This window comes from Candidatus Nitrospira neomarina (assembly GCF_032051675.1).
Taxonomy (GTDB): domain Bacteria; phylum Nitrospirota; class Nitrospiria; order Nitrospirales; family UBA8639; genus Nitrospira_E; species Nitrospira_E neomarina.
On the sequence record NZ_CP116968.1, the window covers coordinates 954,827 to 980,014 of the forward strand.

At 47.6% G+C, this 25,188-nt stretch carries 21 protein-coding genes and 1 tRNA gene; 12 read left to right on the forward strand and 10 right to left on the reverse strand.

Annotated features, from left to right (window positions below):
* The first annotated feature begins 68 nt into the window (after positions 1 to 68).
* Positions 69 to 1,562, forward strand: a complete 1,494-nt coding sequence (locus tag PQG83_RS04265; RefSeq protein WP_312747161.1) for a class I SAM-dependent methyltransferase — start codon at positions 69 to 71, stop codon at positions 1,560 to 1,562.
* A gap of 725 nt (positions 1,563 to 2,287) precedes the next feature.
* Positions 2,288 to 3,253, forward strand: coding sequence for a sensor histidine kinase (locus PQG83_RS04270; protein WP_312747163.1), 966 nt, complete (start codon positions 2,288 to 2,290; stop codon positions 3,251 to 3,253).
* 74 nt (positions 3,254 to 3,327) lie between these two features.
* Here the strand turns inward: PQG83_RS04270 and PQG83_RS04275 are convergent.
* Positions 3,328 to 3,403: transfer RNA gene (locus PQG83_RS04275), tRNA-Met, on the reverse strand.
* A 203-nt stretch (positions 3,404 to 3,606) separates the two neighbouring features.
* Here PQG83_RS04275 and PQG83_RS04280 point away from each other — a divergent pair.
* Positions 3,607 to 4,848: an EAL and HDOD domain-containing protein gene (locus PQG83_RS04280; protein ID WP_312747165.1), complete on the forward strand. Its 1,242-nt coding sequence runs from the start codon at positions 3,607 to 3,609 to the stop codon at positions 4,846 to 4,848.
* Positions 4,849 to 4,884: 36 nt separating this feature from the next.
* On the opposite strand, the gene PQG83_RS04285 is transcribed toward PQG83_RS04280, so the two are convergent.
* From PQG83_RS04285 to PQG83_RS04295, 3 genes are all read right to left on the reverse strand, one after another.
* A complete protein-coding gene (locus PQG83_RS04285; RefSeq protein WP_312747167.1) occupies positions 4,885 to 6,051 on the reverse strand; it encodes a hypothetical protein in 1,167 nt (388 codons plus the stop codon).
* A 14-nt stretch (positions 6,052 to 6,065) separates the two neighbouring features.
* Complete coding sequence (locus PQG83_RS04290) at positions 6,066 to 6,281, reverse strand: hypothetical protein (protein WP_312747169.1); 216 nt, start codon at positions 6,279 to 6,281, stop codon at positions 6,066 to 6,068.
* Between the two features lie 389 nt (positions 6,282 to 6,670).
* A complete protein-coding gene (locus PQG83_RS04295; protein WP_312747172.1) occupies positions 6,671 to 7,378 on the reverse strand; it encodes a chlorite dismutase family protein in 708 nt (235 codons plus the stop codon).
* A gap of 186 nt (positions 7,379 to 7,564) precedes the next feature.
* Here PQG83_RS04295 and PQG83_RS04300 point away from each other — a divergent pair, with 186 nt between their 5' ends.
* The 9 genes from PQG83_RS04300 to PQG83_RS04340 all read left to right on the forward strand — a co-directional run bounded on the left by PQG83_RS04300 (position 7,565) and on the right by PQG83_RS04340 (position 18,831).
* A complete protein-coding gene (locus tag PQG83_RS04300; RefSeq protein ID WP_312747175.1) occupies positions 7,565 to 8,224 on the forward strand; it encodes a hypothetical protein in 660 nt (219 codons plus the stop codon).
* 57 nt (positions 8,225 to 8,281) lie between these two features.
* Positions 8,282 to 9,562: a CinA family nicotinamide mononucleotide deamidase-related protein gene (locus tag PQG83_RS04305; RefSeq protein WP_312747178.1), complete on the forward strand. Its 1,281-nt coding sequence runs from the start codon at positions 8,282 to 8,284 to the stop codon at positions 9,560 to 9,562.
* Positions 9,546 to 10,160 carry an RNA 2',3'-cyclic phosphodiesterase gene (gene thpR / locus PQG83_RS04310; RefSeq protein ID WP_312747181.1) on the forward strand — a complete coding sequence of 205 codons (615 nt, stop codon included), beginning with the start codon at positions 9,546 to 9,548 and terminating at the stop codon, positions 10,158 to 10,160. Before PQG83_RS04305 ends, thpR begins: the two co-directional genes overlap by 17 nt.
* Before the next feature lie 83 nt (positions 10,161 to 10,243).
* On the forward strand, positions 10,244 to 11,344 hold the full coding sequence (gene recA / locus PQG83_RS04315) for a recombinase RecA (RefSeq protein WP_312747184.1): 1,101 nt from the start codon (positions 10,244 to 10,246) through the stop codon (positions 11,342 to 11,344).
* Positions 11,345 to 11,386: 42 nt separating this feature from the next.
* Positions 11,387 to 14,047 carry an alanine--tRNA ligase gene (gene alaS / locus PQG83_RS04320; protein ID WP_312747187.1) on the forward strand — a complete coding sequence of 887 codons (2,661 nt, stop codon included), beginning with the start codon at positions 11,387 to 11,389 and terminating at the stop codon, positions 14,045 to 14,047.
* A gap of 80 nt (positions 14,048 to 14,127) precedes the next feature.
* Positions 14,128 to 15,135 (forward strand): endolytic transglycosylase MltG, encoded by a 1,008-nt coding sequence (mltG, locus tag PQG83_RS04325; RefSeq protein WP_312747190.1) that lies wholly within the window; start codon positions 14,128 to 14,130, stop codon positions 15,133 to 15,135.
* Complete coding sequence (locus PQG83_RS04330; protein WP_312747193.1) at positions 15,136 to 15,624, forward strand: RidA family protein; 489 nt, start codon at positions 15,136 to 15,138, stop codon at positions 15,622 to 15,624.
* Between the two features lie 523 nt (positions 15,625 to 16,147).
* Positions 16,148 to 17,794, forward strand: coding sequence for an IPT/TIG domain-containing protein (locus tag PQG83_RS04335; protein WP_312747196.1), 1,647 nt, complete (start codon positions 16,148 to 16,150; stop codon positions 17,792 to 17,794).
* A complete protein-coding gene (locus PQG83_RS04340) occupies positions 17,794 to 18,831 on the forward strand; it encodes a WD40/YVTN/BNR-like repeat-containing protein (RefSeq protein WP_312747201.1) in 1,038 nt (345 codons plus the stop codon). Before PQG83_RS04335 ends, PQG83_RS04340 begins: the two co-directional genes overlap by 1 nt.
* 24 nt (positions 18,832 to 18,855) lie before the next feature.
* Here the strand turns inward: PQG83_RS04340 and PQG83_RS04345 are convergent, their stop codons facing one another.
* From PQG83_RS04345 to PQG83_RS04370, 6 genes are all read right to left on the reverse strand, one after another.
* On the reverse strand, positions 18,856 to 19,590 hold the full coding sequence (locus tag PQG83_RS04345; RefSeq protein ID WP_312747204.1) for a 16S rRNA (uracil(1498)-N(3))-methyltransferase: 735 nt from the start codon (positions 19,588 to 19,590) through the stop codon (positions 18,856 to 18,858).
* 39 nt (positions 19,591 to 19,629) lie between these two features.
* Complete coding sequence (gene dnaJ, locus PQG83_RS04350) at positions 19,630 to 20,754, reverse strand: molecular chaperone DnaJ (RefSeq protein ID WP_312747206.1); 1,125 nt, start codon at positions 20,752 to 20,754, stop codon at positions 19,630 to 19,632.
* 59 nt (positions 20,755 to 20,813) lie between these two features.
* A complete protein-coding gene (gene dnaK / locus PQG83_RS04355) occupies positions 20,814 to 22,745 on the reverse strand; it encodes a molecular chaperone DnaK (protein WP_312747209.1) in 1,932 nt (643 codons plus the stop codon).
* The gene (grpE, locus tag PQG83_RS04360; protein ID WP_312747212.1) at positions 22,742 to 23,404 is read right to left on the reverse strand and encodes a nucleotide exchange factor GrpE; all 663 of its coding nucleotides are present in this window, start codon (positions 23,402 to 23,404) and stop codon (positions 22,742 to 22,744) included. Before grpE ends, dnaK begins: the two co-directional genes overlap by 4 nt.
* A gap of 111 nt (positions 23,405 to 23,515) precedes the next feature.
* On the reverse strand, positions 23,516 to 24,292 hold the full coding sequence (locus tag PQG83_RS04365; protein ID WP_312747215.1) for a type III pantothenate kinase: 777 nt from the start codon (positions 24,290 to 24,292) through the stop codon (positions 23,516 to 23,518).
* A gap of 46 nt (positions 24,293 to 24,338) precedes the next feature.
* Positions 24,339 to 25,157: a biotin--[acetyl-CoA-carboxylase] ligase gene (locus PQG83_RS04370; RefSeq protein WP_312747218.1), complete on the reverse strand. Its 819-nt coding sequence runs from the start codon at positions 25,155 to 25,157 to the stop codon at positions 24,339 to 24,341.
* Between the last annotated feature and the right edge of the window lie 31 nt (positions 25,158 to 25,188).

Consider the following 25,188-nt stretch of genomic DNA (forward strand, 5'->3'; position numbering starts at 1 on the left):
TGTGTTTTTTTGCTTCCCAACATTTTCTGTATTCCTTTTTTAGAGGAATCATCTTAATCTGGTTTAATATGGGATATAAAAGTGAAGAAATTTCTGATTACCATGCGGAGCTTTTCCCGTATTTGCTGTCATGGGGATTGCGAGAGTTTCATGATGAGGCCTCATATTATGACTGGCAACGAGAGACTCTTTCCAAAGAGGAATTGTGCGACTTTCAACGATTAATCGAGCATCGATACGGTGGTGAAGACGTAAAAAGCGACATTGATTTTTATGATGAATTGGCGCGTCGGGATTTTATCCCTGTTCTGTATTCCCAACGGTTGCATTATTTTTTGACGGTTGGAACCTCTGTGTGTGGCAGGATTGCTCCAGCAAACCAGGTATTGGACTTTGGTTGTGGGGTTGGCATTCTAACCATTTTTTTTGCCCAACAGCATCCTGACATTGAATTTGTAGGAATCGATCGGTCCTCTCGATCGATTGAAGTAGCTTGTTTCGAGGCAGAAAAACGACGAATCAGGAATGTTCGCTTCGAGGTCTCTCAGGTGCCACAACAGCAGATCTCGGGAACCTACGATCTTATTCTTTCGACTCATGCGTTGTTTCAAGCGGAACGGGAGCCAGGGCTTCCAAGCCAAACCTGGAAAACGTTTCAACGTGCCTGTGACAATCAACGACAGGAGCAACTGGAAGGTCTGACGGGGATACAGGGACGATTAGATGTCTTGTTGCGGATTTTAGGGCCAATGGGACGTATGATCCTTTTCGAGAAAACTTGGAATCTTGGTCGACGAATTTTGTTTCAACGAGCATTAGATGCCAGAGGGGTGTTTCCCATATCTTCTCCGGTTTTCTGCCGATATCGGTCAGTTGATGAAGAAGTGATCGATGGACCTCTGTATGAGGTTGCCCGACTCTCACATGGCGTGAATCCTTTTGAGTGGAATGAGGAACCGTATCGGGAACCAGGCGAAACGCTTTATCGTTGTATCGGAATTGCCGCCGAGCGAATGGGTCAGGTGCTGGTTAAGGGGAACGTGAATGCCACCATTACAGGTGTTCATTCTAATTTGGGCTCCTGGATGTTTCGTTTCGGACGATGGAAGGAGATCTTAACTTGGGGTTTGTGCGAGCATTCTTCTGGTCTGACAGGGTTGGTTATTGGGGGTGAGGCCGATCGGGATTTATTGTATCAATTAGTTGAAACTGTGACGCACATAACCGAATCTGATTTTCAACAATTGGTTCATGACTTTTGGGGAAACATGATTCGCGCTCCTGAGGATCCATCCTTGCCTTGTTATGAAAATCACCATTCCTCTGCTCAAATCATTTACGAGGATCTTCCCTCCAAATGCATTCAACAAGAGACGACTTGCCAGGATGGTGGGGGAAGAGAAATGCATATCGAGTTAGGGACCACAACCCATTTAACATATCTGTATTGCGCCAATACTTTCGATCAACGCCAGCTCGTTCTTATTGATGAAGGACGGGCTCAAGTTCTATATGAATATTATCGAGAAAATCTCCAGCCCCCACGCGGTCTACCTGCCTGAGTTCCTTCAACTTGAGTCGTTATTCAGGTTCTTTATGGCGTTTCAATAACCTGCAGTATGCGCTGTTGTGTTTTGGCATAACAGGCGACTGCTTCATATGTCTCTTGCTGAACGTCTGGGGGGAGGGATGTCCAATCAGAGGGGAGGCCAACAGTAAGTATGTGCCCATTATCCCTTATGCCCTTAATCCTACCAATGTATAGATAATCCAGTAGGGCGTCTCCATTGGTTTCTCCTGCACAGGCTTGAGCTGTGGAAGTGGTGCTGGGATTTCGATTCCTATACTCAATCGAGATGGTCATTGACCAGAAAAGAAGACTTGCCAAGAAAAAAAGGAGAAATCGCATATGATTAGATCTCCATACTGCGAGGAGTCTGTCTGACCTACCCCTACCGGTAAATACCTCAAAGGTAGGACCCTGGAATCAACGGCATGTCATGGCGGCAGGGTCTTGAAAAGGAGATTGGACTGAAGTTAATTGTCAAATCAAAGAGCCTACCTCAAAGTGATTGGACATCCGTTTTCTTAAGATGCCTTGAGAAATTTCCGACAAAGAAAATGAGGCTATGAAATGCACCAGGCAAGGGCTGTATATTTCGTGGATTGATTCGTTCTTGCCATAGCCAACATCTTTGAGTTTTACGAAACACAGTGAACAGAAAATGGCTCATGCAAGGTGAAGATGGAATGTCCAGGTATCACGAGGGAAGGATGTCTTAGGTAGATGGATGGTGGAAGCTTCTTGTTTTGGGTATTGATCGCAACCTGCCTGATGCATTGGTTGACGGTTATTTTGCTTCTTCGTCGGGTACGTTTGACTGAAAACCCCCTTGTGTGGAAACTCTTAAGTGCGGCAGTTGGGCTTCTGGCCATTCAAAAAACCTATGGGGTATCTATTCCATTTCTTGAAAACAATCCTCCTCCATTGAATTTTGTGAGTACATGGCTTGGTTGTGTTATCGCGGGATTATTGCTAGGCGGAATCGTACAGTTGTCTCCATTCCTGTATCTTCTTCAACGCAATAAAGAGTTATTAGCTGTCATTGAAGAACGAAATGTTATTATTCTGCATTTTCATGAACGAATAGCCCGCGCCTTGCATAAAATTCAAATGGCTATGGAAATAGGGCGTCCCACCACCTTCATTATTGAGCAAGTGGCGGAAATGTCGGAAATGCTCCAGGTGTTTTTGGAGAATCTCAAGGCAGGAGTCCTGCTCGGAAACAAATTTGAAGTGGCACTTAAGACCCTGGTTGAGGATTTGAGTCGAGAATCCTCATTCCCGATATTAGTCTATGTTGATCCTTCCTGTGAGGATCATCTGTCACGGGAGCAGGGTGCCCAACTGTTACATATTGTACGAGAAGCCGTTCGGAATAGCGTACAATATTCTCACGCCAAACGAGGGCAAGTGTCTGCAAAGACGACGCCTACAGACACAATTATTGAGGTGTCAGATAATGGAAAGGGTTTTGAGGTTGATCTGGTCGGGGCTCAGGGACATGGGTTGGGAATTATGGTCAACCGGGCAAAGAAGATAGGGGGTCGTCTAAAAATTCACAGTCAACCTTCCAAGGGGGCTTCCGTAATCATTGAAGTGCCATTTAATGAAGCGTCGTCTGGTAGAAGCCATTCCGCTTCAATAGTCGATGCCTCATTGAAAGCAAACAAAAACGTTCATGTCGGGTGAGGTGAGTCTCCGATGCCTCCGATGGGGGCTGCGGCTTCTTCTGGGATCAGAAAGGCAAGGGGGGAGAAGGAATTTGGTGGCGGTGGAGGGATTTGAACCCCCGGCCCGCGGCTTATGAGTCCGCTGCTCTACCACCTGAGCTACACCGCCGTATTCCACCTTGAATGAAAAGATCTATACCATAGCTAGAGAACTTGGGACAATTCTTTTTCTGAAAAATGATCAAGTTTAGGTGGATTTCTTAGCCCTAGTATCCTGGATTCAATGAGAGTCGCCTTTACTTGATCCTTGTAGGTCCTAGGGATTGTGGAGATACTTTTACACCTCTTATTTATTTACCCTGGAATATTTTTATGACTACAACGGCTGCTCCAAACATCAAGCAATCCGTTCTGGTTGGACGGCAAGCTATTTTTGATCGTCAAAATGGAGTTTTTGGGTATGAACTCCTGTATCGAGATGGTCAAGCCAATAGTGCGCAAGTAGTTGACGGGGATGAGGCCACCGCCAGGGTCATGGTGAATACGTTTTTAGAGATGGGAATCGACCAGATAGCTGGGACGAGTCAGGCGTTCATCAATCTGACAGCGAATTTCTTTTTAAGCCAACATTATGAAGTCCTGCCAAGTCACAATGTGGTTCTTGAGGTATTGGAGTCCATTGAGCCTACGCCCATCGTTATCCAATCGCTTCTCAGGGCTAGGCAACTTGGCTACAAAATTGCGTTGGATGACTTTATCGTTCGGGATTCTCATCGAGCATTATTAGATGTTGCGGACTTTGTGAAGGTGGATATATTAGCATTAACGAGTGAACAGCTCCTTGAGCAAATTGATGTGTTGAAGCAATACCCGGTTCGATTGCTTGCAGAAAAAGTCGAAAATCAAGAAGTCTACACGCTGTGTTTTGAAAAAGGATTTGAATATTTTCAAGGATACTTTTTCTGTAAACCGCAAATCATGGAGGGGGTCAAGCTTTCCGGCAACCGCATGGCGATTGTGCTTTTATTGGCCAAATTGCAGGATCCTGATATTCAAATAAAAGATCTTGAGGAATTAGTCGAAAATGACCTGTCACTCAGCCTTAAGCTTCTTCGTTTTGTGAACTCTGCGTCTGTGGGCCTTCCCCGAGTGGTTAATTCAATTGGACAAGCCGTGGGGATGGTAGGCACCGAACGTATGCGGCAATGGGCCTCCTTACTGGTGCTGGCTCATACTGGTGGAAAGCCAAGCGAGCTGATGCGCATTGCCCTCATCCGTGGACGAATGTGTCAAGGTTTGAGCCGGTTGCGAGGAGAGTCTACCAGCCAAGGCTTTACCGTTGGCCTTTTTTCTGTATTGGATGCCTACTTTGATTGTGAGATGAAGCAACTTCTCGCAGACCTTCCTCTTGCTTCTGAAATTCTGCTTGCTCTGACCGAAGGGCAGGGATGTTTAGGGGAAATTTTAAAATGCGTAATGTCCTACGAACGAGGGGAGTGGGATCAAATTGAGAACAGTCTTTTTGAACCCCACGTGGTGCGACAAGAGTACTTTCTCAGTACGGAATGGGCCGACGAGGTCATGAAGACGACTCTTGCCGGGAATGAAAAATAGCGGGGAAGGATGAGGCGGAAGGTTTGGAAGCGAGGATTATCCCCTTCGTTTGTCGTCTGGTTCTCCTACAAAATAATTCAGCACGCCTAAGCCCTTCTCGCTGAGCTCAATAGGCTTATCATCGGATTCAGGGGCCAGTTGGTCATCAGGGAGTTGTGGGTAAATTTTGACCCGTAAGCTTTCTTCCAACCCTTCATCTGAAAAATCCATATCATTGATCAGAGCGTGTAATCGTTGGAAAGCTAAAATAGAGCGAGCATGGGATTTCCATGTTCCAGAAAATTCCGTGTCATTTACTTTAGTAATGCTCGTCCAAAACTTTGATTCTTCAGGCTCTGACATGCTTCCGTCGACGAATGCTCGCAATTTATCCAGTAAGGCCTCCTCTGTTTTTTCCAATCCATCATATTCAACCATTGACCTTTCAATGGGACGTTGGGATAAGAGGGCAAGAGTTTCTTGCCAGAGGTTAATTGGTTGCAACGACTCATTCGGTGCGGAGAGATTTTCCTGGTGTTTTTGTAATTCAGTCAGAAAGTGTTGAAGGGCTTTGACCTTCCTCGCGCCTAGGCTGCCTAAAGGAATTCCCCAGACATGGGCAATTTCGTGATCCTTTAACGGAGAGTTTCCGGAAGAAAAGAATTCATTTTGAGCGAACTTCAATCGGCGTCTGAATATCCCACGTCGTCGCAATAAGGCCTGATATTCCAGGAGCAGTCGCTGTATTTGATACTCCTTCGTGGAGAGTTCCTGGTTATCCCATGCACGCTGTAATTTCCGGAGTTCCTGTCGAAGGAGAATTGAGGGTGCTTGAGTTTTAGCATCCTGCAAGGCATTTTGGGCCAATCCAAATTCTGAAATGAGCAACCGTTCTGCGATCTGAATGGATTTATCAATGTTTTTCAATGCTTGAGTCAGGAATTCAATGTGCATTCCTGGGCGTTCTCGTTTTTGTCGGTAGTAATCTTTGTACTGGTTCGCCCGGGATGTGATATTTCTTTCGGCTTCAAGGGAGAGCGGGTTTCCTTTTGGCTGATTGCCTGCCTGGAAGCGGGAATCGGGTTGATCGCTGACCATATAGTCGATGGCTTCAGAACTCAGGTTCATGTACTGCAACAGAAGAAGCTGTAGCATGGTGCGGCCTTGAGTTGGAAGCGCCTGAATGGCTGATTCAATGTGTTCAAACTGCAGTGTTGTAGACATAATTTTTATGTAGTTTATGGAGTGCCATTATCAAGGGACTCGAGGCATGTGGCTGCGTATTCTCTTAGTTGCTGTACTGTTCCATTGGCATAGAGTTCTCGGGGAATTTCAATTTTGACTAATTGAGATGGATCGACCCCCCGTTCCGCGGCCCAATCTTCGTCAATATATAACGTTACCGCGCCATCTTTGTCCCGGCGCACAAAAAGAATATCTTTTTCCCCTTCCATCTCTGACACTCCCAAATGAAAATTAGACTTTGATTTTCTTGATAACACACCTCTTTGAGGCCTGTCAAAATGGTCGAATGCCTAGGTGGGTGTTAACCGGAAGTTTGAAATCCAATGCATTTTAGAAGAAATTGGTTGCTGGAGGTTGGAGATCCGGTAAGGCAAGATGTCGCTGGTGTAACTGATGAAATTCTCCGTATGCACGGTCGGGCAGGAGCACCATGAAAGTCAGCCCTATCTAGATTGAGAAAGTTTGAATCTATCGGGAAAATTGGAATGAGAAGCACATACAGATACCCTTCAATTGAAGGGTATCTGCTAAAGGGCTTATTTTTGAATGAAGTCTGTGGGCTGGTCTTAAAGTGCGTTCCAAGTATGATTGGGAGAGATCACCCTCCGAGAGTTTCAACAGCTTCTTTAAGACTTTTCATAATACAGGTAAAAATTGGAATATCTCGTTTGACATACCGGCTGCCCTCGGTAGAGCGTAATTCCATGACAAGGTCTAGAAAATCCTGTGGGGAATCGGTTTCAAAGGCCACCACAAATTCCTGGTCATCCAATCCAAATGAATAGGTGGTATTGAGTTTGACTGAGGGGTACTTATGCCCAATTGCGATATGTTCATCCATCATGCCTTGTCGGGCGGCTTTGGTGAGCAGGTACCACTCTCTGGTTTTTTCAAATGGATATACAAATATATATTTCGCACGGCCAGGAGAAATTTTCAGTCTTCGACTTTCTTGGCCCTCATGCACGTGATGATCGACGTATATGGATCGTTTCGTCATGGAAAGATAAGAGTACGGCGTGGTAAGATACCGTCCCAAGCCTGTAGCTAAAAGCTTTGAACTCATTTCTTGAAACATTTCGAGATCATAGCTGATTCGCCACAACATAAAGTCGCAATCACCTCGTATGCCTGTTGTGGTGTAAGGCACGACAATGACTTTGCCGGAATACTCTTCTGCTGCGCGGATAAATTCTTGCTTGCCGAGGTCTCGCTCTTCTTTGGGAAGACGTCTCCACAAAGGGTCGACTTTATAGAAAGCAAAATTGACAAATTGTTGTTTGGCAGCCTCTTCGGCACCAGCCATAATTATACCTCCCCTAGAAAGAAAACCCGTGTTTTTTTAATCACTTAAAAAAATAGGTCTTAACATCGCTACTGCAATATTGTCAATGAGCAGATGGCGTGATGGCTGTTAAGATCCCTTCGGAATAGGAGGAGTCAGGAATAGGACGTTAATCTTAAGGGGGGAGAACCTTTTAGGTCATAGCCAATGAATCAAATCTTGGTTTTTCAACTATTTTCCCGATGTGTGGGGTCTTTGCTGGGGTCGGTAAGAGATGCCGGTTTTTGGTTTCTTTTGGAAGCGGGGCTGGTCATCTTAGTTTCTTCTCCGGTGTGGGGTATTGTTCCAGAACCCTCAGAATTTCAAATTCTTGAAGCCATCAAAAATGGTCAGGAGGGAGCCCGAAGCCAAACTCCACCCAATAGGCTGTATTGGCATTTCGGTATATCTTCTGAAGATGTTCCTCAGGCCCATGGATTTCTTATGACAAAATTAAATGGAATTGCGGTGATGTCCAGTCATTTTGCTCTTCGAGGAGAACGTCTCTCATCCCAGGATATTCAGCAAATCCTTGATGAACAATCCCTTCAAGTCGTGGTGATGATTTTTGGGGATTCATCAAGCTTTGCCAAAGATAGTTATCTTTTGCTTAAACAGGGAGATCGGTTGATCAAGCCTGATCGTATTCGGTTTGATGCCAGAGCGACGCTGCTCAACCCAAACCAAGGCCCCCCCACGTATCGTGCAAAGATTGTGGCGTCCTTTAACTATCACGTTTTTGATGCCTTGGCTCAAACCACTGTCAAGGTCTTCCCAGGAACCGGAGGCGAAGTGACCTTTGATCTAGATTTTGCTTCCATTCCCTAGGGTCATGGGGATGGGTGAACGATTGTGTTTGATGCAATTGGGCTGAATCTTTTGAACATGAAGTCCCTTCATGCTGACATTATTGCTGTGGGTTCAGAATTGCTTCTGGGCGGACGCCTCGATAGTAATTCGGTATTTGTCGCACATCTTCTCGCTGAGTGTGGCATTGAGGTCCGGAAAAAAATCTCCGTTGGCGATCAGAAACGGGATATTCAAGAAGCCCTTCGTTTCTCGCTGAAGCGCGCTCATGTGATCATCTTAACGGGTGGACTGGGTTCGACATTCGATGATTGTACCCGTGAGGCTGTTGCCGCGACACTTCACTGTCCACTGATCAGACGAAAAAAAGCCTATGACCATCTCAAGGCTTGTTATCGACGCTTTGGAAGACCGGTTACACCTCTATTGGCCAGGCAGGCTTTTCTTCCTTCCCGAGCCATGATGTTGGCGAATACCGTCGGCACGGCGCCCGGTTTTTTGATGCGTAGCGGGCAATCAGTCATTATCGCATTACCAGGTGTGCCTCGTGAGGCCAAAGTCATGATGGTTTCTCAGGTTCAGCCGATACTCCGGAAGTTATTTCACAGCAACAGGCGCTATTGGCAGCATACGTTCCAAACATTTGGATTACCCGAAACCGATGTTCAAAGACATTTGAATCCGGTTTTGAAGGATTATGGAAGCATTCAGTTCGGTATTTTGGCTTCGCCCAGGGGAGTGATGGTGACGGTGAGTTGTTGGGTGTTCGGCGGCCCACTCTCTTCTGTAAAGGAGATGTCCCCGTTCTTCCCGGAATGGGATCACCTGATCCTTCGGATCCGTGATTGTTTAGGTCCCTGGCTCTTTTCGGAAGGTGAACGTACCATGGAGGAAATCGTCGGGGAAGTCTTGCGAGCCCGTTCCTGGACCATTGCAGTCGCCGAATCCTGCACCGGAGGATTAGTGGCCCATCGTTTGACTGGCGTGCCCGGCAGTTCGCGTTATGTGAACCGGGGAGTCGTGTCTTATAGTAATGAAGCGAAACGAGAACTCGTGGGAGTTCCCGCCTCGACGCTTCGTCGATATGGGGCCGTGAGCGCACAGGTAGCCGTGGCCATGGCCAAAGGAATTCGAATGGGAAGTCGAGTCGATGTGGGAGTTGGGGTCACGGGAATTGCGGGTCCCGGTGGAGGGACTCTGAACAAGCCAGTAGGGCTGGTGTATGGAGCGATTGATGGTCCGCAGGGGCCTCAGAGTCAATGTTGGAGATTTCATGGGGATCGAGCGGAAATTACATTGAAGACATCTCAGGCTGTTTTGGATTTGATCCGACGATACGCCAATGAATCGGTTTTCTAATCAGAAAAGTCTGCGAGTCTTTCTTGCTGTTGAACTTTCCTTGGATTTGCGTCGGAAAGTGGTGGAACTTCAATGTCAGCTGCGAGAAAGCTTACCAATGGTCAATTGGGTTCGTCCTGAGTCGATACACCTCACACTGAAATTTCTTGGATATGTGGACGCTTCCCTGGTGGAACCGGTTTTGACTGCCATTGAACCTATCCGGACAAGTCAGCCTCCTCTCACATTAGAGGTTCAGGGGTTGGGGGTTTTTCCGCATCTTCGACGTCCACGGGTACTGTGGATCGGATGTACGGGAGACATTCCTGCTTTGTTCAAACTTGTTTCACGAATCGAAGGTGCGATGGAACCGTTAGGCTTTCCTCCTGAGGATAAGCCCTATTTCCCTCATTTGACTTTGGCCAGGATCAAACATGACCAATCTCAGGTCGGAGGCGTACTGACTCATTCCGGCTTACTGGAGCAACCTCGAAATCTTGGGATATTCCATGTTGACCGGATCACACTTTTTCGCAGTGACGTGAGCCAATCCGGTGCGGAATATACGGCTTTGAGGACGGTGCCATTCACTGAGCCTGGATCACATAATTCAATCTAAGTTAGGCATTTACCTGTTAAAGAGTGTGGGGTAAGATAGCCGCCACTTTGCATGCTCAGAAATATTGAACAAAAGGATACCCAATGGCAGAACGCGTCGCTCCTCAAAAAGAGACCCAAAAAGACGGAAAAAAACGAGCGCTGGATTTGGCTTTGACCCAAATTGAAAAGCAATTTGGCAAGGGGGCCATTATGAAGCTAGGAACGGAAGACGTTCCTCGTGATATTCCGGCCATTTCGACGGGGTCTCTCGGGCTCGATATGGCCTTGGGCATCGGAGGGTTGCCGCGAGGTCGAATCATTGAGGTCTTCGGACCGGAATCGTCCGGAAAAACCACGTTGTGCCTGCATGCCATTGCCGAAGCGCAGAAAGCCGGCGGGGCGGCAGCCTTTATCGATGCCGAGCATGCGTTGGATATCACTTACGCTAAAAAGCTTGGGGTCCACACCGATGATCTGCTGGTGGCCCAGCCGGATACCGGCGAACAGGCTCTGGAAATTGCCGAAACCCTGGTCCGAAGCGGAGCATTGGATATCATTGTCGTCGATTCCGTTGCAGCCCTGGTCCCTCGTGCAGAAATCGAAGGGGAAATGGGAGATTCCCATATGGGGCTTCAGGCGAGATTAATGTCCCAGGCCTTGCGAAAATTAACTGGGGCCATTTCCAAGTCTCAAGCTTCGGTGGTATTTATTAATCAGATTCGCATGAAAATTGGGGTGATGTTTGGTAATCCCGAGACCACGACCGGCGGCAACGCGTTGAAATTTTATTCTTCAGTGCGGTTGGATATTCGCCGGATTGAATCGATTAAAGAGGGCCAGGAAGTGATGGGGAGTCGGGTGCGGGTGAAAGTGGTCAAAAATAAAATGGCCCCGCCCTTCAAACAAGCCGAATTTGATGTCATGTTCGCCGAAGGCATTTCCAAAGTCGGGGAATTAGTGGACTTAGGCGTTGAGCGTCGAATCGTAGATAAAGCCGGAGCATGGTATTCTTATAAGGAGGAACGGCTCGGTCAGGGCCGGGAGGCGGTCAAAACCTTTCTGAAAAGTAATCCGGATATTGCCCAGGACATCGACACGCAATTACGAAACAGCTATGGCCTTTCCGGGGAGCCTCAAAAAAAAGAGGAATCATCCACGCCTGTCAGTTCTAACTTAAAAAAGTCAGCAGGAGACCGTGACTGACCTGGCCCAATGGCAATATCATCTTGAGCGAACATCATTGATATGATTGCAACATCACTTGAACTTCGGCAGGCGTTTGTAAAGTACTTCTCGAGCCGTGGGCATACGGTGGTGCCCAGCGGGCCGCTCATTCCGCAAGCAGATCCTACTCTCCTGTTTACCAACGCGGGTATGAATCAATTTAAAAGTGTGTTCTTGGGTGAGGAATCCCGACCCTATAGCCGGGCTGTTTCCATTCAAAAATGTCTGCGGGCAGGGGGAAAACATAATGATTTGGAGAATGTAGGTTTTACCCGCCGCCATCACACCTTTTTTGAAATGCTGGGCAATTTTTCCTTTGGAGATTATTTTAAAGAGGAAGCGATTGCGTTTGGGTGGGAATTTCTCACTCAAATTGCCGGACTGCCGGCTGATCGATTGTGGGTGACCGTGTTTCGTGAGGATCAGGAAGCCTATGATCTATGGCATACACGACTGGGGATTCCAGAGAGTCGCCTTGTTCGTCTGGGTGAAAAGGACAATTTTTGGCAAATGGGAGAGACGGGTCCCTGTGGTCCTTGCAGCGAAATTCTCATCGATCAGGGTGAGGCATTCGGATGTGGGCGTTCGACCTGTGCCGTTGGGTGTGACTGTGATCGATATCTCGAGATTTGGAATTTAGTGTTTATGCAATTTGATCGGGATTCTGTGGGCACGCTCAATCCTCTACCCAGGCCCAGTATTGACACGGGAATGGGGTTAGAGCGGTTGGCGGCGGTGACCCAGGGAGTGGCGTCAAATTATGATAGCGATGTGTTCAGCCCTATTTTGGAACGCATAGGGAAGAGTACCGGACAGGTGTATGGTATCTCTCCAACGGCTGACCGGTCGATGCGGGTGATTGCGGACCATCTGCGGGCGATGACCTTTTTAATCACCGAAGGGGTGTTGCCATCGAATGAGGGGCGTGGCTATGTCCTGCGACGGATTATGCGTCGAGCCTCACGGCATGGCCGGTTATTGGGGGTGGAGCGAGAATTTTTATATGACCTCGTATCCTCCGTGGTTGATCTCATGGATTCGGTGTATCCGGACCTTCGTTTGATGAAAGATACGGTTTCTGAGATTGTGCAGGGGGAGGAAACACGCTTTATTGGAACCTTAGAGCAGGCCTTGCCTCTCCTTAACCAAATCCTGGAGGAAGCCAAGCAACAGGGGAGCCAAATCTTAGGAGGGGAAGCGGTTTTTAAGTTGTATGATACCTACGGATTCCCCCTTGATTTGGTGGAAGATGCTGCACGAGAAGAAGGGTTGGAAGTCGATCATATCGGTTATGAGCAAGCGCTAGAGGCCCAACGTGATCGAGCCAGAAAAACTGCCAGATTTAGCCAGGCGGATTCTCGGAGCGACCTGGTGAATGCTCTCGGGCAGTTCCCTTTGACTAAATTTGTGGGTTATGCCAGTCAGGAAAATAAAGGGAAGCTACTCGCCTTGGTGAAGGACGAGCATGTCATTAAGGAAGCCAAGCAAGGGGAGACGGTGGAGTGTGTCCTGGATACTACGCCTTTTTATCCCGAAGGTGGGGGGCAGGTCGGGGATCAAGGAACGTTGGTGGGCCCATCGGCCAGAATTGTCGTCCATGATACCACAAAGCTGGCAAAGGGGTGGTTTCTCCACAAGGGCCAGGTCATTGAAGGATCTGTTCACGTTGGCGATGTTCTCACCGCCACGGTACAGGGTCATTTACGGCAGAGTGCGGCACGAAATCATACGGCGACCCATCTTCTTCATGCCGCATTGCGGGAAATTTTAGGTCCTCATGTGAAGCAACATGGATCTTTGGTGGCCCCCAATCGATTGCGGTTTGATTTTTCACATTTCAAAGGATTGACCCCCAGAAATATTGAAGAAATCGAAGGACTGGTGAACGAACAAATCCGTCAGAACCTGTCTATAAAGGTTGAAGAAATGGAAATTCAGGATGCTTTGAGTCGAGGAGCTCTGGCTTTTTTTGGCGATAAGTATGGGGAACAGGTTCGGGTTGTAGAAATGGGTTCGTTTAGTCAGGAATTGTGCGGGGGAACACATTGTGCTCGAACAGGCGATGTCGGTCTGTTTCGTATCGTGTCCGAAGGAGGTATTGCGGCAGGTGTCCGGCGTATTGAGGCACTCACGGGCGAGGGGGCTGTGGCCCAAACTCAACATCAGGAAGCCGAATGGCGAGAATTGGCGGCCGTGCTGAAAGCCGGGCCCAATGAAGTCGTTGAAAAAGTCAGGAAACTTGTTGGAACCCTCCGTGATACCGAACGCGAATTAGAGCGTGCGAAACAAAAATTGCTTGATCAGCAAGGTGCTGGTCAGGAAGCGTCGATTCGGGACATAGGTGGAATGCCGATCCTTACCCAGCGGATCGATGGTTTGACTATCCAAGAATTGCGAACCTTCTCTGATAAGCTCCGGCACAAAGTGCCTTCCGGTCTCTTGGTTTTGGGGTCGGTCAAAGAAGGAAAAGTTTCGTTATTGGTGATTGTGGCCAAAGAACAGGCCCACAAAATCCCCGCAGGAAAAGTCGCTCACCATGTGGCTCAACTCGTTGGGGGGTCTGGAGGCGGCCGACCAGATATGGCTCAGGCTGGTGGTAATCAACCAGAACAGTTAGATGAGGCCTTGCGGAGTGTATATGACTATGTTGCCTCACACATAGGTACATTGAAGGAGGAGTAAACTCCCTCAGCATGATGATGTGGCTGCATTGTCCCCCCACATGGACCGACGGGGAGCAGTAGGAAAGGGGACCTCGTGACGTGATCCTTGTTCGCCGGACCGTAGTTAGTCTTTTAACGGTGGTAGTTCTGGTCATGGCTGGTTTTGTGTGGATGAATCAACCCATGGGTGGATCAATCCAACCGGTTCTTGTCGAAATCCCACCTGGTACTCCTTTTACACAGGTTTCCCACATTCTCGAGCACCATCACCTTATTGGATCAGAATGGTTTTTTACTCTTTTGGGGCGTGCGCAGCGGGTCGATCGAAATATCATTCCAGGCGAATATGAACTGGATGCGGGAATGCAACCCACCGAATTACTGCACAAACTTGTGAAAGGTGAGGTCTATCAATATGCCATTACTATTCCCGAAGGCTATACCGTTGCACAAATTGCGGACATCCTGGATCAAAAACGTCTTGCCCTCAAGCAGGATATTTTTCGATTAAGCCATGACCCGGTATTTATTCAGAGCCTGAATATCCAGGCCCCTACATTAGAGGGTTATCTTTTTCCTGATACTTACCATATTGCTCGCTTTACTCCGCCAGAATCCATCATTCGAACATTTGTTCATCGGTTTCATGATGTGATGATTCCAGAATTCAAAGACCGGGCAATGGTCATGGGCATGACTCTTCAAGAGGTATTGACCCTAGCCTCCGTGGTGGAAAAGGAAACGGGGCTGGCAGCCGAACGACCCTTGGTTTCCGGAGTATTTCATAATCGTCTCCGGCTGGGCATTCCCTTGCAGAGCGATCCCACCGTCATCTACGCCCTCGAATCGTTTGATGGAAATATTCGCAAAGCCGATCTGTCGGTAGATAGCCCCTACAACACCTACAAGGTACGCGGCCTTCCTCCAGGACCCATTGCCAATCCGGGTTTGGCTGCAATTCATGCTGCGCTCTATCCTACCACAACCGATTTTGTCTATTTTGTGGCACGGAACGATGGGAGCCATCAATTTTCTGTCACATTAGCGGATCATAATAAGGCGGTAGACCTGTATCAACGACGATCGATTAGTAAACGTGCTTCGTAAGTGAGTGTTTGTGTATTATCTGCTATGGATGTTCATGAAGCACTGAGCCGACTGGGATTAAAGCTGCCTGCGGCACCTTGTCCTGTCGGGTCATATGTTCCGGCTCGTCAGGCAGGAGACTTAATCTTTGTGAGTGGAGTGCTGCCTTTTCGTGACGGCTTAATTGTGCACCCTGGAAAACTCGGGCGAGAGTTGACCGTAAAGGAAGGAGCTGCCGCTGCTCAATTAGCCATGCTAAATGGGTTAGCCATCCTTCAAGAGATGATGGGAGATCACGCCTGTCTCAAACAGGTGGTGCGTCTGACGGGGCATGTCGCGTCCGTGGAAGGTTTTGTGGATCAACCTGCGGTGATAAACGGGGCTTCTGATTTGTTGGTCAACCTGTTTGGAGATGCCGGGCGTCATGCCAGATTGGCTCTTGGGGCATTCGAATTACCTCTTCATGCTTCAATTGAGCTTGAATTGATCGTTCAAGTGTCTCACCCTTAAGCCGGTTCGTATTCCTTAATCATTCCTTCAGCATGTGCAACCCCGGCTCCTGCTTTTGTAAGGATTGACTCCCCTGGGTCCTGTTGCCGCTTCAAGTGAGCTTCAGGGGTTGCTATGGCTCGATATCTGAGTTGGTTTAGCGATGTTTTCTTATTTTGGCTTGTTCAAATCGAAAGACCGCCTGTAGGAGTGTCGGGAGATCTTTACAAATGTGGCGTGGGACTTTTTCACTCCCCTTTGGTTTGGTCCTAAAATGACATTTGGTAAACGACGAGTTTTGCTGAAAATCTTATGATAGGAAATGGCTGTGAAAGTCATCTTTCTGCCTGTACAGGATCTCTAAATTGACGCATGAAAAGATCGCTTGATATAGTCATTTTGGACACCCGCTCTGACTTGGTTCCATCCCCTGTGTTGGTAGCCACGAAGTTGGGTTGGCTCCTCTTCCCAGTTCGATTTAATGAAGAAGTCCATTGTTTATACCTCATTCATTTTTTGAATCAATAAGCAAGGTTTGTTACCTATGAAACGAGTTCGAACTCTCATGAGCGTTGCCTTAGGTTTTTTTCTTTTTTCATCTGTGGCCCATGCTGAATTATTCCCTTCCGATGGACCTCCGGGCACGACAGTGACCATTAGTGGGGAAGGGTTTGGCGAATTCCAAAATACGCAGGCTAATCGAGTGGAATTTCAGGGCGTCTCGGCGCTCATTCAATCCTGGGAACCTGATTTCATTCTGGTTAAGGTGCCTTTGGAGGCTCGTTCCGGTCCGGTTATGGTTATCAACGGATCGGCCAAAAGAGAAGCCGGAATTTTTTCTGTTACCAATGTTCGTATTGACAGCTTGAATCCTGCGAAAGCCGAAGCGGGTTCCCTGCTCACGATTGTTGGTGAACATTTCGGCAATACGGCTGGGTCTCGTGATCCCAATACCATGTTCGGGGTCAATCAAGTCATCATCAATGGGATTCGGGCGGAGGTGCGACGGTGGCGGCCTACCAAAATTGAAGTTCTCATTCCGGCAAATGCCAAGTCCGGGGATGTGGAAGTGCGCTTAGCGTCAAGCGACCCACTACCGGATGGATCATGTTGTGCTCCTGTTGAGTATGCGGTCAGTAATGCCGTCCCTTTGACCATAATTCCTTCTATTGCCTTTGATCCTACTGAGGGCCCAATCGGGAGTAAGGTCATACTGTCGGGTCAGGGATTTGGAGAAAGCCGACCTGAGGATGGACGAATATATTTTGGGGGAAAGCCTGCGATCATTGCGCAGTGGTCCGATCGAACCATCGTGGCCCATGTGCCGCTGAATGCCAAATCAGGTTCACTGATGCTCCATCGAGAAGGGAAGGAGCGGGAGATTGGAACATTTACCATATTGACTAGTCAGATATCAGGAATGACCCCCCCTCAAGGACCAATTGGGACACTCGTGACGATTAAGGGGAAAAATTTTGGTGTGTATTCAGAAGCCGGCGGCACTGCCTATGCCTTTGATTTTCTTTCCGGGGGCAACGGGGTAGAGATCGGGGGAGTGCCGGCTGTCATTCACCGTTGGCTTGATGAACAAATCGATGTATGGGTGCCATTCAGCGCAAAAAGCGGGCCGGTGATTGTGAAACGTGGAGGAGCTACTCCTAAAAATGATGGCACCTGTTGTGACAGACAAGAGATTGTGACATTAAAGGCCGGAGATTTTACTGTTGTTCAACCGGAAATTCACTCCTATTCCCCCAAAGAAGCCGGCTTGGATGAAGTCGTGACTATTACTGGGAAGGGATTTGGTGATTTTCTGAAAATCTCCGAAGCCACTCGTTTATCTCTTAATCAGGATGCCCATGACTGGCATAACTATAGATTAGGACAGGATGTGTCTCGCAGTGAGGTGCTGGTGAACGGCATTGCAACACATGTCGAATCATGGACCGATACGGAGATTAGGATCCGTGTCCCTCGCCGTCCGGCCTTTGGTTTTGGAAATCCCGAAGGTTTTGAGCCTGACGTCACTAAAGGGGAACTGATTTTGAAGCGAGGTTCATGGGATATGCTCGATACCGGCGAATGCTGTACGCCAAAAAAGTATGTTACTATCGTGGGGGGGCCATTTACGATTTTACAGCGAGGGCTTCCTGACAAAGACTATTGGAATGAAAAAGGGCGAGCACAGTAATGAATTCCGGCATAATTGGAAACCATGATCTAATGAAAAATCGCCATGTGTGGAATCGAATGGTGAAAGGTCTGTGTATGTTGGGAGTTCTTGCTGGTATAGGCTTAGTTGTGAACCCTCAGCTAACCTTTCCTCAAAACACTCCGTCTGCTCTCACACTCCAGACCAGTCCTACCAAGGTAACCTTTCTTGGTGTGCATTTTCTGAATGCCAGGAAGGGATGGATCGTTGGAGCAGGAGGAACGATTCTTCACACCGACGACGGTGGAGCTACCTGGAATTCGAGCCCTCGACGCACCAATGCGCTATTAACTGCGGTGACTTTTGCGGATGCAACGCACGGATGGATTCTTGGACAAAACGGAACCATATTGCATTCTGGAGATGGTGGAAAAAAGTGGGTCCCGCAGGAGAGTGGGACAAATGGAACGCTCTACGCGGCTGATTTTCTTACACCTGAACATGGATGGGTGGTCGGTTCCCGTGGTGTCATTTTACACACTGAAGACGGGGGAGAGAGCTGGGCAGATCAGGTCAGTGGGACGACAGCAGATCTCTTTGGCGTTCATTTTATTAATGAAAAACATGGTTGGGCCGTTGGTGCCCTTGGTGTCATCTTGGCGACTACTGACGGGGGAAAGAGTTGGGGGCTTCAGACCACCAATAATCCCGCCACATTTTTTGATATTGTGTTTACGGATAATGTGGCTGGATGGGTTGTTGGGACGCAGGGAACTATGTTCCAAACGCTGAATGGAGGCGAAGTATGGGTTGATCACACTCGACCCTGTGGAAGTCCATGCATTAAACCCGCCGATTTGGTGAATATTAGTTTTATAAACCCACTGGTTGGTCGAATTGTTGGTGAGCGGGGGACCATTTTAGAGACTAATGACTCCGGCTTTACATGGCAGGAAATCGAACCCCTAAACTCTGAAACCCTGTATGCTCAATCATTCCTTGAACTTTCTAATGGGTTTGCTGTGGGAGACCATGGGACGATCATTCGTTTGAATTCTTCTCCATCTCATCCCTAGTCCTGGGCGTCTCTGCTTTATTCCTCACAGATACTTGAGTCTGGCCTGTAGAATGACTAATGAAGCCAGGCTGGCTGTTTCTGCTCGTAAAATTCCCTGTCCCAACGTGGCAAAAACCACATTCAGGTTTTTGGCTATCTCTCGTTCCTCCTTCGTCCAACCTCCTTCTGGGCCGATGAACACCGAAATGCCGTTTGGATCATCAGATGGTAAGGCTATGGTCGATAGTGAAGCCTTCTCCTGCCTCTCGGCCAACATGATTTGTATCCCTTTATTTTTCTGCCGAAGAAAATCCTGAAAGGTCTGTATGGGAAGAATCTTTGGGACGCTCCATCGCTCACTTTGCTGTGCCGCTTCCAAAGCAATACGATCCCATCGTTCCTGATAATTCGTTGCATGTGATGGAGACACTCGTGGAATGACTCTTTCGGTAATCAGTGGTACAAGCGCATGAACCCCGAGTTCGGTGGCTTTTTGTATGACCCAGGCCATTTTCTCTCCTTTTAAAATTGCTTGTGCCAGGGTGATAGGGGTAGTGGATGAGAGCGGGGATTCCTGAATACTCAGAACCGTTGAGTAGATAGCCTGCTTGGTTATTTGAAGAATTGTTGTATGGTATCGACAATTTCGTTCATCATTAAGAATCAGCTGGTCTCCAGGTCTCATTCGTAAGCTTTTTGAAAGATGGCTGAATAAGGGATCGGAGATCGTGATTCTTTCATCATCAACCTGGGTTGAATGGATGAAAAAGACGGGCATCTGTTTCCGTGAGGAGGGAGAGGCAGCAAAAGAGGCAGGTTAATCAAACATGTTTTTAACTTTATCGAACAGGCCTTCTCCTTGCGTGTCCGTAGATATTCCGCACTCCTCCGCATAGGCGGAAAGGAGTTCGTGTTGTTTTGGAGTCAGTTTTGTAGGAATTTGAATTTTCGTCCGAATCAGTTGATCGCCACGAGTTTGGGACTTAAGCCCAGGAGCGCCCAACCCTTTGAGGCGGAGAATTTGATCGTGTTGGGTCCCTCCAGGGATTTTTACCATGGTGGTTCCACTTAATGTAGGCACTTCGACTTTTCCCCCAAGTGTCGCTGTTACAAAATCCAACCGAAGATCATAGAGGATCTCTTGGCCTTTCCGTTGAAAGTGGGGATGAGGCCGGACATTGAGCGCCACATACAAATCTCCAGGAGGTCCGCCATTCATGCCATGTTCGCCTTCATGGGAAAGTCGAAGTCTCATGCCGGATTCGACCCCAGCTGGAATGGTGACTGCTAAAAGCCGTTCCTTGTGAACGCGTCTTTGTCCTCTACATGTCTTGCACGGATCAGCAATGACTTGACCTGACCCCTGGCATTGTCCACAGGTTCGATTAATGGTGAAAAACCCCTGTTGTAACCGTATTTGCCCCGCCCCACGGCATGCGGAACAGGGTTTGACGGCTTGATCGGATTTCGCGCCAGTTCCATGGCAGGTTTCACAGACTTCCCAACGAGGAATTTTGAGTTTGGCTTCCTTGCCGTTAATGGCCTCTTCAAAGGAAATTTCTAAGTTATATTGAAGATCATTGCCCTGTTCGGCTCGATTATGCCCTCTGCCTCCACCGAAAAAGTCTTCAAAGATATCCCCAAACATATCTCCGAAGCCGCCACCTCCAAACCCGAATCCATCGGCTCCTCCTCCCTGACCAGCCGCTGCATGACCAAACATGTCATATTTTCTTCGGCGATCTGGATCGCTGAGCACTTCATAGGCTTCCCCGGCTTCCTTAAACTTTTCCTCAGCCGCTTTTTTCTGAACGGGGTCAGCATGCAAGTCCGGGTGATGTTGCCTGGCAAGTTTTCTAAAGCCTTTTTTAATGTCTTCTTCCGAGGCATTGCGGTCCACCCCGAGAATTTCATAATAATCTCGTTTTTGGGTCTGTGCCATCAGCGTTTTCCAAAGGTGGAATAATGTATGCCTATGTGCATCAATCTGTTCAAAAGTTTTTAATTTTTGCCTTTATCAACTTCTTCAAATTCTGCATCTACAACTTTTTCCTCACTGCCAGCGCTTTCACCGCCAGTGGTCCCAGGGCCGTCTTCTGGTCCAGAGCCGCTGGCAGAGGCATCCGTAGAAGCCTTTTTGTACATTTCCTCTGCTAATTTATGAGAGGCGGTGGTGAGGTTTTGCATGGCGGTTTTAATCGCTTCGAGGTCCGTTCCCTCCATAGCTTTACGAAGTGCGTCTACCGCCTCGGTGATATTGGACTTTTCCGTTTCCTCAATCTTGTCTCCATGTTCGCTCAAATTCTTTTCTGTACTATAAATAAGGGTATCGGCTTGATTCTTGACTTCGACCAATTCCCGTTTCTTTTTGTCTTCTTCGGTATGACTTTGAGCTTCCTTAACCAAACGCTCAACTTCTTCCTTACTTAATCCGCTAGATGCCGTGATCTTGATTGATTGTTCTTTTTGCGTGGCCATATCTTTGGCAGAGACATGCACAATGCCATTAGCGTCGATATCAAATGTGACTTCAACTTGCGGAACACCCCTTGGTGCCATCGGAAGACCCACTAAATCAAACTGTCCCAATAGTTTATTGTCATTGGCCATTTCCCGCTCACCTTGGAAGACTCTGATGGTTACGGCAGTTTGATTGTCGGCGGCGGTTGAAAAAATTTGACTCTTTTTGGTGGGGATGGTGGTGTTGCGTTCGATGAGTTTCGTGAAGATTCCCCCCAAGGTTTCGATGCCGAGTGAAAGCGGGGTGACATCCAATAACAGGACATCCTTCACATCTCCCTTGAGGACTCCACCCTGAATGGCCGCACCGATTGCCACGACTTCATCAGGATTCACTCCACGGTGGGGTTCCTTTCCAAAGAATTGCTTAACTCGTTCAATCACTTTCGGCATCCGAGTCATTCCACCGACCAAGACAATTTCATTGATGTCGCTGGTGGTCATATCAGCATCGGCAAGAGCTTTTTTGCAAGGTTCGATTGTTCGCTCAATTAAATCATTCACCAATTGCTCGTATTTTGACCTGGTGAGTTTAAGTACCAAATGTTTTGGTCCACTGGCATCGGCGGTGATAAAGGGTAAGTTTATTTCGGTTTCTTGGGAGGAGGAAAGCTCGATTTTTGCCCGTTCGGCTGCTTCTTTCAGTCGTTGCAGGGCCATTCGATCATTCCGTAAATCGATTCCTTGATCTTTTTTAAATTCTTCAACCAACCAATCCATGACCCGAAGATCAAAGTCGTCTCCGCCCAAAAAGGTATCACCATTTGTGGATTTGACTTCAAAGACTCCTTCTCCGATTTCCAGAATGGAAACGTCAAAGGTTCCACCACCGAGATCGTAGACCGCGATACGTTCATCTTTTTTCTTGTCGAGTCCATAGGCGAGTGATGCTGCAGTCGGCTCATTAATAATGCGCAAGACATTTAGGCCCGCGATCTTCCCTGCGTCCTTGGTAGCCTGGCGTTGGCTATCATCAAAATAGGCTGGGACCGTAATGACAGCATCCGTCACTTTTTCTCCTAAATAATCTTCAGCGGTTTGCTTCATTTTCTGAAGGATCATGGCTGAAACTTCTGCCGGACTATAACTTTTCCCTCGAATGATGACGTGGGCATCCCCATTAGCACCTTCGGCCGTTTTATAGGATAGCCGGTTTGAGGCATTTTTGACCTCGGAAGAAGAATACTTTCTTCCCATCAAACGTTTCACCGAATAAATAGTGTTTTCCGGATTGGTTATGGCTTGCCGTTTGGCAATCTGTCCGACCAATCGTTCGTCCTTATCGGTCAAAGCCACCACCGAAGGGGTGGTTCGTCCGCCTTCTGAATTGGCAATGACCGTTGGGTCTCCACCGCTCATGACGGCCACGCAAGAATTTGTTGTTCCTAAGTCGATTCCAATAATTTTGCTCATACGTGTATTCCTCCCTCTTCACCGGATTCTTCAGTCGAACCAGGTTCTGTCAGTTCTGATTTTTCTTTCGCCACGCTTACCATAGCCGGACGTAAAATGCGATCGTGCAATAAATATCCTTTTTGAAATTCCTCGATGACCGTGTTCGGCTCCATGTTTTCCGATTCCACCTGGGTCACTGCTTGATGAATAGCAGGATCAAAGGAGTTTCCTGTGGTGCTTAGTTGTCGAACGCCAACTTTGCCCACGGTTTCAAGAAATTGTTTGTGGGTAAGCTCTACCCCCTCTAGTAATGGGCCACTCGTTCCTGCATCTTTCGCGCATTGAATGGCTCGCTCAAGGTTATCAATAATAGGAAGTAAATTTTTCAATAATGATTCATTGCCAAATCGAATAGAATCGTTCTGATCCCGCTGGGCCCGGCGTTTGTAGTTTTCAAATTCTGCGGCCAGGCGCAAATATTTATCTTGAAAAATTTGAAGTTCTTCTTCTGGCGTTCCGCCATTTTCAGAAGCACTTTCTGATGTGTCCCCGGTCGAATGTTCTTGAGGACTGACTTCTTCTGTAGTCACTTCTCCAGTAGTTTCCTCTGTTGAGGACATGGTTTTACCTTTTCCCGATTGTTGCGTCATAAATGACCAGTAAGAAGAGAGAGACATTTCAAATTGCTTATGGCAAGTTAGATAGTCACTTCATCTGGCAAGTCAACCCATCTTCTTAAATTTCTTATGATTTTTGGTTAAGCTAAAGTAATTAGAATCCGGAATAAGTTATCCACAGGAATGATTCATGCGATCATAGAGAAGCTTTAAGCCTTCTAATGTGAGGTTGGGCCTAACCTCCTGAATAGTGTGCGAAATGGGAACAATTGTTTGGGCCAACCCGCCAGTCGCGATGACAAGTGGGGATTCTCCGATTTCCTGTTGAATTCTCCTCACGATTTCATCAACCAATCCAGCATATCCATACATGATTCCTGCCTGGATACTGGAAGTCGTATCTTTGCCAATCACGGATGCCGGGATAACCAATTCAACTTTTGGAAGCTTTGCTGTTTTGGTGTGTAGGGTATCTGCTGCGCTTTTTAAGCCAGGGGCAATGGTTCCACCTAGGTACTCGCCTTGTTGAGTGACGATACAAAATGTGGTCGCGGTCCCAAAATCCACAATAATCAGATATCGTCGATACCGGGCAAATGCTGCAGCCGCATTGACGAGACGGTCTGTTCCGATTTCCTCTGGATTACTGTACCGGAGGAGGAGACCATGAGGACATGCGCTAGTGACGATTAAAGGTTGTTGTCCGAATAATGATTGGGCCAACATGTCGAAAATATGTGTGAGAGGGGGGACCACACTAGTGACAATACAGCCTGAGATGTCTTCTGGCAGGATTTTATGAAATTGAAGGAGGGAACGAAGAATGATGCTATATTCATCAGGAGTCTTGGAATGGTCGGTGGATAAGCGCCAGTGTGAGATCAGGTTGCTGTCCTGGAAAACCCCACAGACAATTTGTGAGTTTCCAATGTCGATGGCTAAAAGCATAAAAAAAGGTCACTCCTTGTAGCAGTTATTCAAAGATGGGTCATGGTTAGGCGGTTGTGCGAAGATGAAGGATTTCGCCGGAATGAATATCTCGCATTCTAGCTGATTGATCGTTTGAGTCCGAAGGGGAAGGAATGAGTCGGAGTTGGCCATCTTCTCCTATGGAATGAGCCAGCCCCTGGAGTTGGCTTCCATCAGGAAACCGAACCTGAATTGTTTGTCCAATGGTGACACACCAATGTGTGTATTCCACAAGATAAGACAGAGGCCCGTTGGCCCTCAGGTTTTCCCAGTTTTTTTCCAGTGATGCGATCACCTTCATGATGAGCTCTTCTCTGTCCACAGCACAATGACAATGGATCTGCAGAGAAGTCGCGCTCGTTTGAAGTTCTGAAGGAAATTCCGATGGCGTGAGGTTTACGTTAATCCCAAATCCGATTACCACGCAGAAATGGTGTTTTGGATTCCGAAAGGAATCACATAAAATGCCACCCAATTTACGTCCTCCAATTAATAAGTCATTGGGCCACTTTAGATCGATACGCATAGATGTCTGTTGTTCCAGTGCCTGGGCAATGGCCACTCCGGCCATGAGAGGAACCCATCCTAAATATTGAATGGGTGTCTCATGGACAAAAAGGAGAGATCCGTAAATATTGGACTTGCCTGGGGAAAACCAAGACCGATCTAATCGACCTCGTCCCGCGATTTGTCTGTCGGCCAGAATGACAGTTCCAGAAAGTGCTTGGGTCTTGGCTTTTTCCACTGCAAACGCATTGGTTGAATCTAATTCATCAAAAATATAAAGGGTATCGCCAAATTTTTTTGAGGGGAGAAGGGCGGCTAGTTTTGTGGAGGATAGCACTGGTTAGTCAGGGGGTTAGAGGAAAACCAGT